11 protein-coding genes and 2 pseudogenes are annotated in these 16,298 nt (G+C 72.6%); 3 read left to right on the forward strand and 10 right to left on the reverse strand.

Going from position 1 to position 16,298, the window contains the following annotated elements; all coding sequences use genetic code 11:
- Window positions 1–9 precede the first annotated feature (9 nt).
- A pseudogene (locus AB0N17_RS39930) lies at window positions 10–93 on the forward strand (VOC family protein); the annotation flags it as partial.
- Between the two features lie 156 nt (window positions 94–249).
- Here AB0N17_RS39930 and AB0N17_RS39935 read toward each other — a convergent pair.
- The 4 genes and pseudogenes from AB0N17_RS39935 to AB0N17_RS39950 all read right to left on the reverse strand — a co-directional run.
- Window positions 250–702: a hypothetical protein gene (locus AB0N17_RS39935; RefSeq protein WP_366016576.1), complete on the reverse strand. Its 453-nt coding sequence runs from the start codon at window positions 700–702 to the stop codon at window positions 250–252.
- Window positions 703–794: 92 nt separating this feature from the next.
- Window positions 795–1,571, reverse strand: a complete 777-nt coding sequence (locus AB0N17_RS39940) for a polysaccharide lyase family 7 protein (RefSeq protein ID WP_366016577.1) — start codon at window positions 1,569–1,571, stop codon at window positions 795–797.
- Between the two features lie 138 nt (window positions 1,572–1,709).
- On the reverse strand, window positions 1,710–2,924 hold the full coding sequence (locus AB0N17_RS39945) for a chitinase (RefSeq protein WP_366016578.1): 1,215 nt from the start codon (window positions 2,922–2,924) through the stop codon (window positions 1,710–1,712).
- Window positions 2,925–3,138: 214 nt separating this feature from the next.
- A pseudogene (locus AB0N17_RS39950) lies at window positions 3,139–5,181 on the reverse strand (TIM-barrel domain-containing protein); the annotation flags it as partial.
- 966 nt (window positions 5,182–6,147) lie between these two features.
- Here AB0N17_RS39950 and AB0N17_RS39955 point away from each other — a divergent pair.
- Together AB0N17_RS39955 and AB0N17_RS39960 are read left to right on the forward strand one after the other, a co-directional pair.
- Window positions 6,148–7,272: a GNAT family N-acetyltransferase gene (locus AB0N17_RS39955; RefSeq protein WP_366016579.1), complete on the forward strand. Its 1,125-nt coding sequence runs from the start codon at window positions 6,148–6,150 to the stop codon at window positions 7,270–7,272.
- Window positions 7,273–7,678: 406 nt separating this feature from the next.
- Window positions 7,679–10,318, forward strand: coding sequence for a glycosyl hydrolase (locus AB0N17_RS39960; RefSeq protein ID WP_366016580.1), 2,640 nt, complete (start codon window positions 7,679–7,681; stop codon window positions 10,316–10,318).
- A gap of 39 nt (window positions 10,319–10,357) precedes the next feature.
- Here AB0N17_RS39960 and AB0N17_RS39965 read toward each other — a convergent pair whose 3' ends face one another.
- The 6 genes from AB0N17_RS39965 to AB0N17_RS39990 all read right to left on the reverse strand — a co-directional run bounded on the left by AB0N17_RS39965 (window position 10,358) and on the right by AB0N17_RS39990 (window position 16,167).
- Window positions 10,358–10,630: an acetyl-CoA synthetase gene (locus AB0N17_RS39965; RefSeq protein ID WP_366016581.1), complete on the reverse strand. Its 273-nt coding sequence runs from the start codon at window positions 10,628–10,630 to the stop codon at window positions 10,358–10,360.
- A 425-nt stretch (window positions 10,631–11,055) separates the two neighbouring features.
- The gene (locus tag AB0N17_RS39970; RefSeq protein WP_366016582.1) at window positions 11,056–11,805 is read right to left on the reverse strand and encodes an ABC transporter ATP-binding protein; all 750 of its coding nucleotides are present in this window, start codon (window positions 11,803–11,805) and stop codon (window positions 11,056–11,058) included.
- 3 nt (window positions 11,806–11,808) lie between these two features.
- Window positions 11,809–13,416: a benzoylformate decarboxylase gene (mdlC, locus tag AB0N17_RS39975; protein ID WP_366016583.1), complete on the reverse strand. Its 1,608-nt coding sequence runs from the start codon at window positions 13,414–13,416 to the stop codon at window positions 11,809–11,811.
- The gene (locus AB0N17_RS39980) at window positions 13,413–14,444 is read right to left on the reverse strand and encodes an ABC transporter permease subunit (protein WP_366016584.1); all 1,032 of its coding nucleotides are present in this window, start codon (window positions 14,442–14,444) and stop codon (window positions 13,413–13,415) included. Before AB0N17_RS39980 ends, mdlC begins: the two co-directional genes overlap by 4 nt.
- Entirely contained in the window at window positions 14,441–15,253 is an 813-nt protein-coding gene (locus AB0N17_RS39985; RefSeq protein ID WP_366016585.1) for an ABC transporter permease subunit, read from the reverse strand. Before AB0N17_RS39985 ends, AB0N17_RS39980 begins: the two co-directional genes overlap by 4 nt.
- On the reverse strand, window positions 15,250–16,167 hold the full coding sequence (locus AB0N17_RS39990; RefSeq protein ID WP_366016586.1) for an ABC transporter substrate-binding protein: 918 nt from the start codon (window positions 16,165–16,167) through the stop codon (window positions 15,250–15,252). Before AB0N17_RS39990 ends, AB0N17_RS39985 begins: the two co-directional genes overlap by 4 nt.
- Window positions 16,168–16,298: the final 131 nt, after the last annotated feature.

Below are 16,298 nucleotides of genomic sequence, written 5' to 3' on the forward strand. Positions count from 1 at the left end.
TGTGACGACATGTCAGACAAAGAGTCCTACGAACTGCTCGGTTTCGACAACGTACTGCTCCCCGTCGGCGACCTCGGCGAGGCCGTCGGCTTCTAGAAGGTGTCACGGGGCCGTGTCGTCGAGGCGGGGCGCCGGGAAGTCCGGGCCGCCGCCTCGCCTCGACCGGCGGGTCCGAAGGGTTCGGTGGAGGCGGGGACGCGGCGGGTGTGCCGCACGACGGGGTGTCGCGCCCTCAGTTCCAGAGCGCCCTCAGTTCCAGAGCGGGTACGTCACGACGCGCTGGAAGCCGTCCGGCCGGGCGCCGGCGTAGGTGAGGCTCATCCGCGTGAAGTGCTGGACGTTCGGGTCCTTCTGCCAGGGCTGCGGACGGTCCAGGCGCACGGTCACCGGGTAGGGGCGGAAGGTGCCCGCGGCGCAGTACGGCTTGCAGTCGTTGACCCAGTTCACGCCCACGGCCTTCGCTCCCTGCGAACCCCAGTGCTTCCAGTGGAGTCCGGCCAGCCGGCTGTTGCCGTCGCCGCAGGCGAGGATGAAGTCGGCCGGACGGATGTCGCGCTGCCACTGGCAGTCGACCAGCACGGGCCGCGGGGGAGCGGCCTTCGGGGTCGTGGCCGCCGGGCTGGCCGACGCCGTCGTCATGGCCGTGGTGAGCAGGGCGCCCGCCGCCAGGGTGATCGCCGTTCCCGTCAAAGATCCGCGCATGGCCGCTCCTGCCAGTCGTGCTGTGTCGGACCGCACATCGAACGCTACGGCGGTCCGCCCAAATGCACCAATTGCGCAGGTCGCGGCACGTGTCACCCGTGCTTGACGGTCAGCCCGTAGAACGCGACGCGGGCGCCGCTCGTGGTGCTGTCCGAGGAGGACTGGTTGTAGGAGCCGGCCTTGAAGTACTGCTTGTACTGCTGGAACGACGACGGGATGCCGTAGTGCGTGGTGGTGCCGTTGACGGTCAGGTCGATGCGATCGCCGCCCGAGACGGCGATGGTGTAGCTCCAGGTCTTGCCGATGGACACGTGGCCCACGGTGTGCGGGGTCTGTCCGCCGGACGGCGAGTCCTCGGTGCCGAGGACGATGTCTCCGTTCGCGTGGTAGTACAGCTCCAGCAGCGGCTTCGTGGAGGAGCCGCCCGAGCCGAGGTGGATCTGCCCGACGCAGACGTTCTTCGTCACGGACACCACCCGCAGGGTCGCGCTCAGCCGGTGCGCGCCGGACAGCGACCAGTCGGCGGCGCTCCCGTCGCGGTTCATCTCGCGCAGCTCTGAGCGGGCGTAGTTCGAGTTCGGGGTGGTCACGCCCTTCTCGGGCGCCCAGAAGGTCATCGCCCCGTCACGGGTGTCGGTGTAGAAGTACGCGTCCTGATAGCCGTTCGCGCCCTGCAGCCGGGACGACGGGACGGTGGTGGGCTTGCCGGGGGAGCCGACGGGCTCCTGGAGCTGCCAGACCGACAGGTCGAAGTTGCCGCCGGGCGCGACATGCGGGTCTGCGGCCCCCGCGTTGCCGGAGCCGAGGGCGCCGAGGGCGAGGGCGAGTCCCGCGGTGGCGGTCACCGCGAGGAGCCGGGATCGGGTCATGTGGGGGGTCCCTTCGTCGGACCGGACGTCCGGACCGGACGTTCGACCGGGATGCGTTCAGCATGATGAACGCTGAACGCATCCTTGGCCGCCGGTGACCCGAGAAGCTAGAGGTCTGAACCAGACACGTCAAGAGGGTCAGCAGGCGCCCTCGTCCTGCCACGGCCCCCACTCCGAGGTGCCGGGCACCTCGTTCTGGGTCCACCACTTGGCCTTCCAGTTGTGCTTGCCGTAGGAGACCTCGTTCCCGGCCGTGTACACCGCCGACGCACTCCACGCCGTCTTGCAGGAGGTGGGAGTGGGGGTCGGCGTCGGCGTGGGGGTGGGCGTGGTGGTCGGCGGGGTGACGCCCGCGAACTTCACGGAGTACTTGGCGAAGTCCCACGCGTTCTGGGTGACGCTCGAACAGGTGCCGGACGTGCGGCCGCCGTTGTCGGGCGGGCTGCACTGCCGGTCGCGGTTCAGGGACCAGAACGTGAACCGGTCCATGTGGTGACTGGTCGCGTAGTCCAGCACCGTCTGGAAGTCGGCCTGCGTGAAGTACTCACCCGTGTCGCTGCGGCCGTTCATGCCGGAGAAGCCCTCGTGGGCGTAGGCGGTCGCCTGGTCCCAGCCGAAGGTCGACTGCAGGATCGAGTTGAAGTTGGTCAGCGCGCCGGTCTGGCTCGCCGCCCCGTTGAAGCCGCCGTCGAACGGCATGATGGAGAAGTTGTTCGGGGTGAACCCCTGCGACTTGGCCTCCAGCAGCATCTGCTTGCCGAACCAGCCGGTGCCGTCCGCGGTGCCGGCGGTCGTCACGGAGACGTACAGCCCCGGGTTGTTCTGCTGCAGGATCTTGGCCGCGCCGATCTCGTTCTTGATGGCCGCGGTGTTCTCGTACTCCGGCTCCTCCAGGTCGAAGTCGATGGCGTGCAGCCCGTACTTGGTGATGACCTGCTGGTACGCCGCCGCCGTGGACGCGGCGTCGGAGCAGGCCTGGCCGAGCTTGGTGCCGCCGTAGCCGCCGATCGAGACGGAGACGTCACCGCCCTTGCTCCGGATCGTGTTGATCACCGACTGCACGGCGGTGTCGGAGGAGACGGGGGCCGTGCCGCCCCAGGTGGGCGAGCAGCCGCCGCCGTTCGGGGCCAGGACGAAGGCCAGCTGGAACGCCTTCAGGCCGCTCGCGTCCATGATGGCGGCCGCATCCGGTGGGTCGTTGTCCAGCGGCATCAGATAGGGGGCGGCGGCGTACCAGCGGTTGTCGAGCGCGGTGGCCGCGCCCGAGGCGCTGCCCGCGACGAGCGCGGTCGTCCCGGCGGCGGCGAGCGTGACGGCTGCCGCCGCGCCCAGACAGGCCCGAAGAGGTCTCATGGGGTGCCTCCCAGAGGGGGTGGGGTGGGGAGTCGCCCCAGGCTCTGGGAGGTGTTGGGGTCACGTCAATAAGTTGGACTAGACCAACTTCCTCTTTGGACTAGACCATGCGTTTCCTTTACCTCCCCTCGACCACCCGCAGACCAAAGCCCCGGTCGAGCGGCAGGCCCGGCGTGGTGATGGTGGTGATGTGCGTGCCGGAGTCGTACGACCAGGCGGAGCCGGGCAGTTGACGCCCGTTCAGCAGAACCCGCGCGGGCGCGCCGGTGCCGTGCACGGTGAACCGGTACGTCCGCGCGTCCACCTTGCCCGCGTAGTCACCCCGGCTCGCACCGACGGACACCGTGGTCCCCCTGCCGTCCGCGTGCAGCGACACCCGCTGGGTGGCGGCGGAGCCCTGCGCGAAGTCGCGGGTCACACCGTCGTCCTCGTACAGCGTGTAGCGGCTCGTGCCGTGCGCGGCCGGATGCAGGTCCCAGTCCAGCTCGTGCCGGTCACGGGTCTGCCAACTGGTCGTGCCCTTCGGCCACATGGGGACGATCGCGCCCTCGCGCACGAACAGCGGGAGCGTGTCGAGCGGGGCGTGGTAGCCGTTGACCGTGGTCGGCCCCCGGTAGGTGCGCCCGGTCCAGTAGTCGGTCCAGGTGCCCTTCGGCAGGTAGATGCCGTCGCGGGTGTCGGAGTCCTGGTAGACCGGCGCGACGAGGAAGTCGGGGCCGGACAGGAACTCGTACTTCGCCTGGTCGGTCAGGGTGCCCGGGTCGTCCGGGTACTCCAGCCACAGCGGACGCACCGCGCCCACACCCGTCTTCGCCGCCTCGGCGGACAGCGTGTACATGTACGGCAGCAGCCGCTCCTTGAGCTGCAGGTAGGTGCGGTTGACCGAGGTGTACGGCTCACCGTCCAGCCAGGGCTGCTGGTCGGCGGGCCTCTTGGTGGTGAGGTCGGTGGCCCAGCCGTCCATGGTCATGATGGCCGGCAGGAACGCCTTCCACTGCAGGTCGCGGGCGTACATCTTCGGGTCGTGGCGGTAGATGCTGCCCACGTCGCCGGTGTTGTAGGCGATGCCGGACAGGGTCGCCCCGGCGTAGGTCGGGATCTGCCAGCGGATGTAGTCCCAGGACAGCCTCTGGTCACCGCTCCACAGCACCCCGCACCGCTGGGCGCCGGCCCAGGACACCGGGAGCCACACGAAGCCCCGGGCGTCGCTGTTGTCCTCGATCCCCTTCTTCGCCGCGTCGCAGGCGTCCAGCGCGAACTTGTAGCCGTTGCCGACCCAGGCCACGTCCAGCTTGGCCACCCGCTGGCCCGCCTTGACCTGATCGGCGAGCTTGTCGATGCCGTCCTGGGTCCACAGACCGAGCTGGGCGTGGTGGTCCTGCAGTCCCTTCGCCGTCTGCTCCAGGTTCTCGTACCCGCAGCCGTAGCCGTCGTTGACCAGCATCCAGCCGAGCGGCATCCCGTGCTCGGTGTAGCCGTCGGCGACCTTCAGCGCGTCCAGGGTGTGCCGCTCGCCCCGGTTGGCGTTGTGCAGATAGCAGTCGGAGTCACCGGGTTCGAGGCCGTACACCGGAGGCATGAACGGCTTGCCGACCAGCGCCGTGTACGCGCCGATCACCTGCTTGGCGTCGCCGAGGAAGTAGTAGGCGTCCAGCCGCCGTTCCTGCTGGCCCGTGGTGACCGGCGAGCCGAAGGAGTACACGCCCGGCGCGAAGGTGTTGCGGAAGACGCCGTAACCCGCGCTGGAGAGGTAGAACGGCTGGGAGTTGTTGTAGCCGCCCTCGTCCCAGTCGAAGCTGTTGGCCACGTACATGGTCTGTCCGCGGTGCGAGAAGCTGCCGTTCTGCTCGCCGCCGCCGAAGAACTGCTCGTCCGCGCCCCGCGTCAGGCTCTGCCGCATCCCGCCGGTGGACCAGCGCAGCGGCTTGTCCTCCTGCCAGATCCGGGTGCGGTTGTCGGGCTTGTACAGCCCGAAACGCAGCGGCTGCTTGTAGACGCGCAGGACGGCCTCCGGGGAGCGGATGCCGTAGTAGTCGCCCGCGTCGAAGGACGAGGTGTGCCGCTGCGGGGCGGGCTGCTCGCGCACGATCGCGGTGCCGGCCGGGTCGCTCAGCGAGCCGGACGGGTCGGCCTGGAGCCGGAGCCGTCCGCCGGTCAGGAAGTCGGCCCGGGCGGTGAGGCCGCCCGCCCGCACGGTGTAGCTGCCGTCGCCGCCGGAGAAGGACGTGAGATCACCGGCGTCGGTCGTCGCGGGCAGGTACGCCGTGCCCGTGAAGGAGTTGTCGTGCACGTCGTACGGCACGACCACCACGTGGTAGGTCCCCGACGCCCGCGGGATCACCGTGGCCTCCGGGTCGGCGGTGCCGGCGCTGGACGCCACCTGCTTGCCGTGGTCGTCGTACACGTAGAGGTCGAAGTCGTCGGACGGCTTCTCCCACTTGACCGACAGCGGGACACCACCCTCGGGGTTGTCGTTCCAGTAGCCGTCGGGCACCGAGACGGTCAGGTCGAAGCGGTCGCAGACCTTGTCGTCGGGGTCGGCGCCGGCGGCGGGGCAGCTCTCGGTGCCGCCGCCGGTGCCCTTGGCGTAGACCGGGCTCTGCCAACTCACGCTGTTGTGCGCGGAGTCGAGGACGGCGCCGGCCGCCCGGGCCTCGGCCCTGGCGGGCGCCGGGGCGGCGAGCGCGGTTCCCGCCAGGACGGTCACCAGCCCCAGCGGAACCCAGGCCGGCCACGGCACACGGTGTCGGAGTCTTCGCACGGCCAAAACAGCTCCCATCGCACCATTGCGGACTGACTGTTGCTACGGCTTGCGCTGTTCGTGCTCGTAAGCGCTCGAAATAAGCATCAATCGAGCAACTTCACGCACGCAGCCTCGAGGGTGGCGCAGGTTCATGTCAATACCGCGCGGGCGGGCCGGGTCGCCGGCCACGCGGGAGAATCTCGTCATCCGTCCTGACTCATCACCGATGTCCGCAGACCCATGGCGGATCATCCGTCGCCTGAGGCACCCTTGACGGTGTGCGTGCTGTTTCGCGAGGTTTGGGCAGTGGCGCACGGCGGGGAACCGCAGACAACGGAACGAAATGGCAGGACGCGCCCGGCGCGTCGTGGGGGGAGCGGTCGCCCATGCGATCCATCAGCCATGATCCACACGCCTCACCGGCCTGTGCCGCAACCGCCAGTGCCCTGGCGGAAGCGGTGGAAGGGCGGGCGAGCTGAGGTGGAGATCACCATCCACAGACCCGGTGACCTGACCGCCGAGCTGCGCGGCGCCTGGCACCGGGCGATGGACGAGTCACCCGAGTACGCGAATCCTTTTCTGGCACCGGAGTTCACGACAGGGGTCGGCCGTCACCGGCGCGGGGTGCGGGTGGCGGTCCTGCGGGAGGGCGGCGAGGCGGTCGGGTTCTTCCCGTACGAGCGGGGGCCCCTCGGCACCGGCCGGGCCATCGGGCTCGGCCTGTCCGACTGCCAGGCCCTCGTGCACCGGCCCGGCGTCACCTGGGACGCCGGGGAGCTGCTGCGCGCCTGCGGGCTCAGCATCTTCGAGTTCGACCATCTCGTGCAGGAGCAGCAGCCGTTCGCCCCGCACGTCACCGGCACCTTCGCCTCTCCGGTGATCGACGTGAAGCCCGGCGACGGCGGCTACGCGGAGTGGCTGCGCGGCGCCTACCCGGGGCTGGCCAAGACGACACTGAAGAAGGAACGCCGGCTCGGGCGGGACATCGGCGAGGTGCGGTTCGAGTTCGACGAGCGGGACCCGCGGGTCCTGCGCACGCTCATGGAGTGGAAGTCCGCCCAGTACCGCCGGACGGGGCGGATGGACCGGTTCTCGCGGCCCTGGATCGTGGACCTCGTCGACCACCTCTTCCACGTCCGCGAGGAGCACTTCACCGGCGTGCTGTCCGTGCTCTACGCCGGGGACCGGCCGGTCGCCGCCCACTTCGGCCCCCGTTCCAGCACCGTCCTCGCGGCCTGGTTCACCGCGTACGACCCGGACCTGCACTACTACTCGCCCGGCCTGATGATGCACCTGAGGACCGCCGAGGCCGCCGCCCGGCACGGGGTGACCCTGGTCGACCTGGGGCGCGGCGACAAGGAGTACAAGGACTGGCTCAAGACCCGCGAACTGCGGGTCGGCGAGGGCTTCGCCGCCCGGCCCCACCCCGTGGCCGCGGCGCAACGGCTGTGGCGCCGGCCGGTACGCGGACTGCGGAACACCGTCCTGGCCCATCCCCGGCTGCGCGAACCCGCCGACCGCCTCCTGAGGACGGTGGGCCACCTGCGCACCCAGGGCCGGGCCGCCGCCCCCGCGGCCCGAACGCACCGCCCTCGATCGGGATGAGCGGACCCGGGGCGATCGGCACCAGGGGCGGCAGGACGTGCCCCCGGCGGCCGAGCGCCCTGGCGACCGGCGGGGGATGGTGCGGTACTCCACACCGGCGGTGGCACTCCACACCGGCGGTGGCGGGCACGGAGAGGTGGACCTCCGATGTCGTCACCGCCGGTGGCGAAGGCCGCGGCGGCCTCAAGGGGCGGGGGACCGCCGTGCTCGAACCGGCCCGTCCCTGCTGATGTCCCTCAAGGGGCACAGCCTGAGCCCCGCACCGCCCCCGCCCGGAAAATCGCCCGCCCGGACGGCGATTGATGGCAGGTTCTCGTCAAAAATTCGCCAAGTGGCGGACGTTCGCACCGCCGCGTGATCGGGTCTCCTGCGTCGGCCGAGTCGATGCCCTGTTCCGGGAGGTCCCGTGTCAGTCCCAACGCGCAGAAGACGGTGGTTCACCGTCTGCGCGCTCACCGCGTCCGCCGCGCTCGTCGCCCTGCCCCCCGCCGCCGCGTCCGGCCGGGGAACCAGTCCCTTCGGCGCCCGCACCCTCGCCCAACTCGCCAAGGAGCGCGAGCGGTCGGTGGGCGCGATGTCACCGCACCTGTCGGCGGACGACGACGACGGCAACGAGGCGGACGAGATAGCCGAGGGAGCGGACCAGTACGCCGAGGCCCGCACCTCACCCGGTGTCGTCGCCCCGGGCGCGTACGGCGCCGCCTGGCGCGACCTCGGCCACCTCAGGAGCACCGGCGGCGGCTGGCGCACCATCACCGACCTGCCGTACGACTCCGACGACCCGCGCTACCGCGACATCGACTCCAACTCCAGCGGCGGCAGCGGGAACGTCACCGGACGCATGGCGGCGATCGCCGCCGACGACGACGGCTACGTCTACGCGGGCAGCGCCGGCGGCGGCGTCTGGCGCTCGCGCACCGGCGGCGGCCACTGGCGGCCCATCAGCGACCGGCTGCCCGCCCAGTCCACCGGCGCCCTCGCACTCGACGGCGCGGGCCGGCTGTGGCTCGGCACCGGTGAGGCCACCACGAACGCCGACGCCTACCTCGGCAGCGGCGTCTACGTCCTCACCCACCCGCACCACGGCACCTTCTCCGCGCGCAGCCGGGTCGGCGGCGACGAGCTGGAGAGCACCAGCATCCACGAGCTGCGCTTCGGCGGCGGCAAGGTGTGGGCGGCCACCAGCGAGGGCGTGTGGAGCCACTCCACGCAGAGGCTGAGCGGCCCCTGGAAGCTGGAGTTCGCGCCCAACCCGGACTTCCTGCCCGGCGGTTCGCAGGCGGAGGACCCGGACGCCCCCTACAAGAACATCGCCAACGACATCGCCATCGACCCCAAGGACCCGTCCAAGGTGGTCCTGGCCGTCGGCTGGCGCAGCGGCGACGACTACAACGGCTTCTACACCCGGGTGAACGGCGTCTGGACCCGGATCAGCAGCGGCCTCGGTGACCTCCCGGCCGACGCGGAGAACGTCGGCAACGTCACCTTCGCCCGCTCCGCCGACGGCTCCCGCTACTACGCCATCGACCAGTCCCCGGAGCAGCTGAACACCAACCCGGACAGCGGTCTGGAGGGCATCTACGTCTCCAAGTCCGGCTCTCCGACCGGGCCCTGGACGAAGATCGCCGACTACAAGGGGCTGGCCGCCGACAACTCGGCGCTGACCTCGCCCGGTTACATGCCCGGGGTGCAGGCCTGGTACAACCAGTTCCTCGCCGTCGACCCGGCCGACGCCCAGCACGTGTACGCGGGCCTGGAGGAGGTCTACGAGACCAAGGACGGCGGCGGCAGCTGGTCCACCGTCGGCCCGTACTGGAACTTCGGCTTCTCCTGCTGGAGCATCGACCCCGCCAAGCAGACCGGCGACTGCAACCCGACCACCCACTCCGACCAGCACGGCGTCGCGATCGGCCGCTCCCACGGCAAGAGCTTCGTGTACGTCGGCAACGACGGCGGTGTCTACAAGCGCCCGGTGAACGGCGCCCAGGACGCCTCCGGCCACGCCACCGACTGGACCTCGCTCAACGACGGCACCATCGACACCCTGCAGTACTACTCCGTCGGCATCGGCAGGGACCCCGGCCACGGCGGCCTCGCCGTCACCGGCGGCCTGCAGGACAACGGCCAGTCCGTCCTGCGCGGCGACGACAAGGTGATGGGCTCCGACTTCGGCGGTGACGGCGGCGACACCCTCACCGACCCCGCCAACGGCTGCAACATCGCCCAGGAGTACGTCTACCTGGCCGTCCAGGTCACCCAGAACTGCGCCGTGAACGACGGCAGCTGGGTCACCGACCCGAGCAAGGCCACCTCCTACTCCGTCGCCCCGCCCGACAACGCCACCAGCGAGGCCCGCTTCATCGCCCCGCTCGCGGCCGACATGAAGAACGGGGACGTCTGGGTCGCCGGCGGCCGCCACATCTGGGTCCAGAGCCACGGCTACGCCATCCGCAGCGGCAAGGAGTGGACCGGCGTCCACGACCTGGGCGCCGGCCGCACCGCGACCGCCGTCGCCGCGTCCGGCGGCAAGATCTACGCCGCCTGGTGCGGCCCCTGCAACAACCAGGGCTTCGCCCGCGGCATCGCCGTCGGCAACGCGGACGGGACCGGCTGGCACGACATCAGCCTCCCCGTGGACGGTACGGTGCCCAACCGCTACCTCAGCGGTTTCGCCGTCGACCCCAAGAACGCCGACCACGTCTTCCTCGCCGTCAACGGCTTCTCACGGCACTGGACCGAGGGCCCCGGCGCGGGCGTCGGCCACGTCTTCGAGTCCACCGACGGCGGCACCACCTGGAAGGACATCTCGGCCAACCTGCCCGACGTGCCCACCAACTCCGCGCTGGTCACCGCCGACGGCGGCCTCGCCGTCGCCACCGACCTCGGCGTGGTCTACCGGGCGCCGGGCCGCACCGCCTGGGAGCGCGTCGGCAGCCTGCCGGCCGTCGCGGTCCTCCAGCTGAAGACGAGCCCCGACGGCGGCACGCTGTACGCCGCCACGCACGGCCGGGGCATCGCCACCGTCAAGGTGCGCTCGCTGCGCTGACCGCCCGCCCGGCACGAGGGGTGACTCCCGGCTCCGGGGTCACCCCTCCCGCGTGTACGGCACCACGGTCAGGTCCAGGGTGAAGGCGGTGCGGGCGGCACCCGCCACGTCCGGTGCCCGGGCCGCCACGGTGATCACGGCGGCACCGCCCCGGGTGCCCGCGCAGCGCAGCACGGCGTGCGCGGTGCCGTCGGCGTCCACACGCCGGCCGGACGGTACGACGAGGGCCGGGGCCGAACTCAGCACATCGCCCCAGCGTTTGTCGTCCAGGCGCGGGTGCAGCACCAGCGTGACCGTCGTGCCCGGGCGCACGCACAGCCGCTGCCGTACCGGGTCACCGGGGGAGACGGCGATCTCGGCCCGCCCGGCGGCACAGCGCGGGGCCGCACCCCCGGAAGGAGCGGACGGCGCGGTAGGGCGCGGGGAGGCGGGGGAGGCGGGCGGCGGCGAAGGGCGGGGGGACGCGGGGGTATGAGCGGACGACGACGGCCCCGGGGACCCGGGAGTGCGAGCGGACGACGACGGCCTCGGCGCACGCCCCTCGGACGCCCCCGCTCCGGGTCCGCCCGCCGACGTCCCGCACCCCGCCGCCACGGCGACCGCGGCGACCACGACGACCGCGGCGACAGCGCACCCACCGGCCCACCACCGCATGCCCGCCACCTCCCGCTCCCCGACACGCATCCCCGCCGCCTCCCGGCCGCCTCCCGGTCTCCGGGCGCGCCTTCCAGGATGCCTCAGCCGCCGCGTACCGCCCGTCCGACCTCCGTGCGCAGCGCCACGAAGTCCGGCAGGCCGCGCGTGGTGATCTGGTCGCGCTCCGCGGGCAGGCCGACCGGCAGGTCATGGACGATCCGGGAGCCGGGGCCGGGGGAGAGGACGACGACGCGGTCCCCGACGTACACGCTCTCGTCGATGTCGTGGGTGACGAAGACGATGGTCGTGCCGTCGCTCCGGTGGACCTCCAGGAGCAGGTCCTCCAGATCCTCACGGGTACGGGCGTCCAGCGAGCCGAACGGCTCGTCCATGAGCAGCAGGGAGGGCCGGCACACCAGCGCCCGGGCGATGGCCACCCGCTGCTGCATGCCGCCGGACAGCTCCCGGGGGCGGCGCCGGGCGACGCCGTGCAGGCCGACCCGCTCCAGGATGGCCTCCGCCTCGGCGCGGCGGGCGGCACGGGTGAGGCCCAGGCGGCGCAGCGGCAGGGCCACGTTGTCGCGGACGGTCAGCCAGGGCAGCAGCGAGCGGCCGTACTCCTGGAACACGACGGCGAGCCGCTCGGGCACCCCCGTCACCGGTGTCCCGTCGACCGTGACCGTGCCCTCCTGCGCGGGCAGCAGCCCGGCGATGGTGCGCAGCAGCGTGGACTTGCCGCAGCCGGACGGCCCGACCACGCACAGCAGTTGTCCGTCGGGCACGGTGAGGCTGATGCGGTCCAGCACGTGATGGTGGCCGAAGTGCCGGCTCACGGCGTCGAGGCGCAGCATCCCTCACCCGGCCCAGGGCTCGTACAGGGTGCCCGCGCTGCCGGTGACCCGCAGGTGCAGCAGGAAGGGACCCGCGTCGTCGTCCAGGCCCAGCGCCCGGTCCAGGGCCGCGGGCAGCTCCTCGGGGTGTGCGGCGCGGGCCGCCGGGCAGCCGAAGGACTCCGCGAGGCCCGCGAAGTCGACCCCGGTGATGTCCGTACCCGGGACGGGTGCGACGCCGATGCGGCGGCCCAGCGCCCGCACGGCCGCGTACCCGCCGTTGTCCAGCAGCACGTAGGTGACCGGCGCCCTGTACCGGGCGGCGCTCCACAGGGCCTGCACCGAGTAGAGCGCCGAGCCGTCGCCGACCACGCAGGCCACCCGGCGCCCGTCGGCGAGCGCCCGGCCGACCGCGAGCGGCAGGCCCCAGCCGAGCGCCCCGCTGCCGGTGGTGAGGAAGCCGCCGTCCCGGTCGACCGGCACGCGCGCGTGCAGCGCGTCCCGGTGGCTCGGGGCCTCCTCCACGAGCACCCGGTCGCGCGGCAGCCGGGCACGCAGGTGGTCGAAGAACACCTCCGGGGTGAGGCCGTCCGCCGCCGGGGCGGCCGCGGGCGCCGGGCGGGGCGGCGGCGGCTCGCGGTCCGCTTCCGCAAGCAGCTCGGCGAGCCGGGCCAGGGCCGGCCGCAGGGTGGTGACGATGCTGGTGCCCACGGGCAGCCAGGCGGCCTGGCCCGGGTCGCAGTCCAGGTGGAACAGCTCGGTGCCCGGCGCCAGCGGCGGCCCGGCGTCGGGCACGTGATACGTGAACACCGGGGTGCCGAGGGCGACGACCACGTCGTACGGCGCCAGCCGCGCGGCGAGCTGCCCGGCGACCGGCGGCAGGAACCCCTGGAACAGCGGATGCGACTCCGGGAACCCGGAACGGCCGGACAGCGGGCTGATCCACACCCCGGCCCGGGTCCGCTCGGCCAGCGCCCGGACCTCGTCCAGCGCGCCCTCGTCGTCCACGCCGGGGCCGACCACCAGCGCCGGGCGCGCACAGGCGTCCAGCCGGGCGGCGAGCGCGCGCAGCGGCTCCGGGCCGGCGGTGAACTCCGCGTGCACCGCCCGGGGTTCGACGGGCTCGGCGGCCTGGTCCCAGTCGTCCTCGGGCACGGACACGAACACGGGACCCCGGGGATGCGTCATCGCGGTCCGGTACGCCTCCGCGAGCACCGCGGGCACATCCTCCGCCCGCTCAGGCTGGCGGGCGGACTTCACGTACGGGCGGGGGAAGAGGGCCGGTTCGTCGGCGCCGAGGAAGGGCCGCAACCGGAGCAGCGAGCGCGCCTGTTGACCGGCCACGATCACCAACGGCACCCGGTCGCGGTAGGCGTTGAAGACGGCACCGAGCGCATGCCCCACCCCGCCGGCGGAGTGCAGGCTGACGAAGGCGGCGCGCCGGGTGCCGAGCGCGTGTCCGGCCGCCATGCCGACGGCGACGGACTCCTGCAGGCCCAGCACATAGCGGAAGTCGTCCGGCCAGTCGCGGAACATCCGCAGTTCGGTGGAGCCCGGATTGCCGAACACCGTGGTCATACCGGTGTCCCGCAGGAACCGTACGACCGCGTCCCGGACCGTGGTCGTCGTCATGCCGTCCTCCCTGGGCCGACGAGCCGTTTCTCGACCGCCAGCAGACCGGTGTTGAGGAGATGCCCGAGGGCGCCGAGCAGGAGCAGCGCGGCCCACACGGTGAGCAGGTCGGAGCGGGTCTGGGCGTCCGTGAGGGTGAAGCCGATGCCGTTGTCGCTCCCCGGCAGCAGCTCGGAGAACACCATCAGGATCAGACTCAGCGACAGGCTCAGCCGGAGCCCGGCGAAGATCCGGGGCAGGGCCGACGGCAGCACGAGGAACCGCAGCCGTTCGGCCCGGGTCAGCCGCAGCACGGCGGCCACCTCCAGTCGCAGCGGATCGGTGGCGCGGGCGCCCTCCGCCGCGTTGACCAGCACCGGCCACACGGCACTGAACGCGATCGACGCCACCTGCATGGGCGTACCGAAGTCGAGGACGACGACGAACACCGGCACCAGCGCGGGCGGCGGCACGGCCCGCGCGAACTGCAGCACCGGGTTGCACAGGGCGTGGGCGCGCCGCGAGCGGCCCACCGCGGTCCCGAGGCCGATCCCGGCGACGGCGGCGAGGAGGAACCCGGCCGCCATCCGGCCCAGGCTGGGCAGGATCGTGCCGACGGCGGCAGGGGTGAGGAACAGATGCCCGGCAGGCCCCGAGAACCAGAGGTCACGGGCGTGCCGGACGATGCGCAGGGGCGGCGGGAAGTACACGCTGCCCCGCGTACGGGCGGCGAACTCCCAGCAGGCGAGGGCGAACACGAGAACCGACCACCGCAGCAGGAAGGGCCCGGCACCGTGGGCGGACCGGCCGTCGTGGCGGGAGGCGGCAAGCCCGGTCGAGGCCGGGCGAGGGGCGGCCGGGGCACGGAGGTCCGGGCGGCCCCGCGGGACCACCCGGCGCCGGGGGCGCCCCGGCCGCGCCCCGCCCGGGGCAGGGGCCCGCGAGGCCGTGTCGTCGGGGCCGGGCCGGGGCGGGGTGGGCGCGCCTCGGCCGGGGCGGGGTGAGGGGAGGTCCTCGGGGAGGAAGGGGTCGTCCGGGGCTCCGGTCATGCGCGGCTCACCTGCCGGGACCGCCCCGCCGTGCCGCGCCCGTCCGGGGGTTCGTGGGCCCAGGCGAACAACCGCCGCTCCGCGCCCACCAGGACGCTGTTGATCACCAGCCCCAGCGTCCCCGCCCACACCACCCCGGCCAGCACGTCCCGCGTGCCGTCCGTGGCCGTCTCCGCCTGGGCGATGAAGATGCCGAGGCCGTCGCCGAAGCCCGACAGCAGCTCCGTCGCCACGGCCAGGATCAGGGCGACCGCGGCGGAGATCCGCACCCCGGCGGCGATGAACGGGGCGGTGCACGGCAGCTCCACCCGCAGCAGCACCGCGAACCGGCCGAAGCCGAAGGCACGCAGGGTCTCCTTGGCCAGGGGATCGGTCTCGCCGAGGCCGTGGACGGTGTTGTACAGCACCGGCCACAGCGAGGCGTACGCGATCAGCGTCACCTCGGTTCCGGTGCCCGCGCCGAGCAGCAGCGACACCAGCGGGATCAGCGCGACGGACGGCAGGGGCCGCAGGAACTCCACGATCGCCCGCACGGCGGCCTCGGCGACCGGTACCGCACCGAGCAGCAGTCCCAGCGGCACGCCGATCGCGCAGGCGAGACCGAGGCCCAGTGCCCACGCCCGCAGCGTCACGCCGACCCCGTCCAGGAAGGCCGGGTCGCCCGCCAGCCGCACGGCGCGCCCGAGGACGTCGGAGGCGGGCGGCAGGTAGTCGCGCCGCACGAGCCCGGCCCGGGAGACCGCCTCGCAGCCGCCGAAGGCCAGGCCGGCGCCGAGCAGGCCCAGCAGGAATTCCTGACGCCGCCTCATGGCACCAGCAGCGGCGCCGGGTCCACGTTCTTCTTCAGCAGCCCCTGCTCGCGCATCAGCGCGATGAGCCTGCGCAGCTGAGCGGCGTCGGCGGTCGCCGGGTAGGCGGGCAGGTGGAGGGACTTCGCCTGCTCCGCGGTCACCTTGGTGTACTTGGGCAGCTCCGCGCGCACGGCGGCCGGATCCCGCGCGGCGATCTTCGAGGCGGCCTCGATCGCCCGCCGGAAGCCCGCGGCTGCCTTGGGGTGCTTCGCCACGAAGTCGCCCGTGGTGACGTAACCGCTGGCCGGCAGGCCCCGCGCCGGTCCCGCCCCGCCGTCCAGCAGCACCCGCGCGCCCGACGCACCCTGGATCGCGGTGTCGAAGGGCTCGACCGCGTGGACGGCGTCCACCTGGCCCTGGTCCAGGGCCGGGCCCATCTGCGGGAAGAGGATCTGCCGGTAGACCGGACGGCCGGCGCCGTCGGCGTCGAGAATCGCGTTCAGGGTGAGGGACTGGATGTTGTTGAGGACGGCGACGGCGACCTTCTTGCCCGCGAGGTCGGCGGGCGACTTGAGCGCCGAGTCCCTGGAGACGAGGACGTCCATCATGTGCGGGGCGATCCGGACGCCCTCGGCGAGGACGCGGAGGTCCAGGGTGCCCTTCTCGTACGCCTGGAAGTAGGTGACGTAGTTCGCGCTCGCGATCACGTTCACCTGGCCCTTGAGCAGTGCGGGCAGTGCCTGGATGCTCTGCTGCACGGGCCGGATGCGCACCTCCAGGCCCTCCTTGGCGAACAGGCCCCGGTCGCGGGCGAGATAGAGGGCGGCCGAGTCGGTGAGCGGCAGCGCGGCCACGGTCAGCTGCTGCCGCCCGTCGTGGGAGGAGCCGCCGGCGCTGTCGCAGCCGGCCAGGAGCAGTGCGGCCGTGGCCACGAGGGCGGCCAGGCGTTTCGTTCCCGATCGTGATCGACGTAAGGGCATACCGGCATGACTACCCCGCTGTTGTCATGATCGCTACATGCTCTAGCGCGTTTCGGCGGACTTTGGAGAAACACGAACCACCG

This window comes from Streptomyces sp. NPDC051133 (assembly GCF_040682635.1).
Lineage (GTDB): Bacteria > Actinomycetota > Actinomycetes > Streptomycetales > Streptomycetaceae > Streptomyces.

What these genes read in the sequence shown, in the direction of transcription:
- AB0N17_RS39985 (WP_366016585.1), bottom strand. Translation starts at nt 15,253, where the DNA reads ATGAGGCGGCGTCAGGAATTCCTGCTGGGCCTGCTCGGCGCCGGCCTG.
- AB0N17_RS39940 (WP_366016577.1), bottom strand. Translation starts at nt 1,571, where the DNA reads ATGACCCGATCCCGGCTCCTCGCGGTGACCGCCACCGCGGGACTCGCC.
- AB0N17_RS39970 (WP_366016582.1), bottom strand. Translation starts at nt 11,805, where the DNA reads ATGCTGCGCCTCGACGCCGTGAGCCGGCACTTCGGCCACCATCACGTG.
- AB0N17_RS39945 (WP_366016578.1), bottom strand. Translation starts at nt 2,924, where the DNA reads ATGAGACCTCTTCGGGCCTGTCTGGGCGCGGCGGCAGCCGTCACGCTC.
- mdlC (WP_366016583.1), bottom strand. Translation starts at nt 13,416, where the DNA reads ATGACGACGACCACGGTCCGGGACGCGGTCGTACGGTTCCTGCGGGAC.
- AB0N17_RS39980 (WP_366016584.1), bottom strand. Translation starts at nt 14,444, where the DNA reads ATGACCGGAGCCCCGGACGACCCCTTCCTCCCCGAGGACCTCCCCTCA.
- AB0N17_RS39935 (WP_366016576.1), bottom strand. Translation starts at nt 702, where the DNA reads ATGCGCGGATCTTTGACGGGAACGGCGATCACCCTGGCGGCGGGCGCC.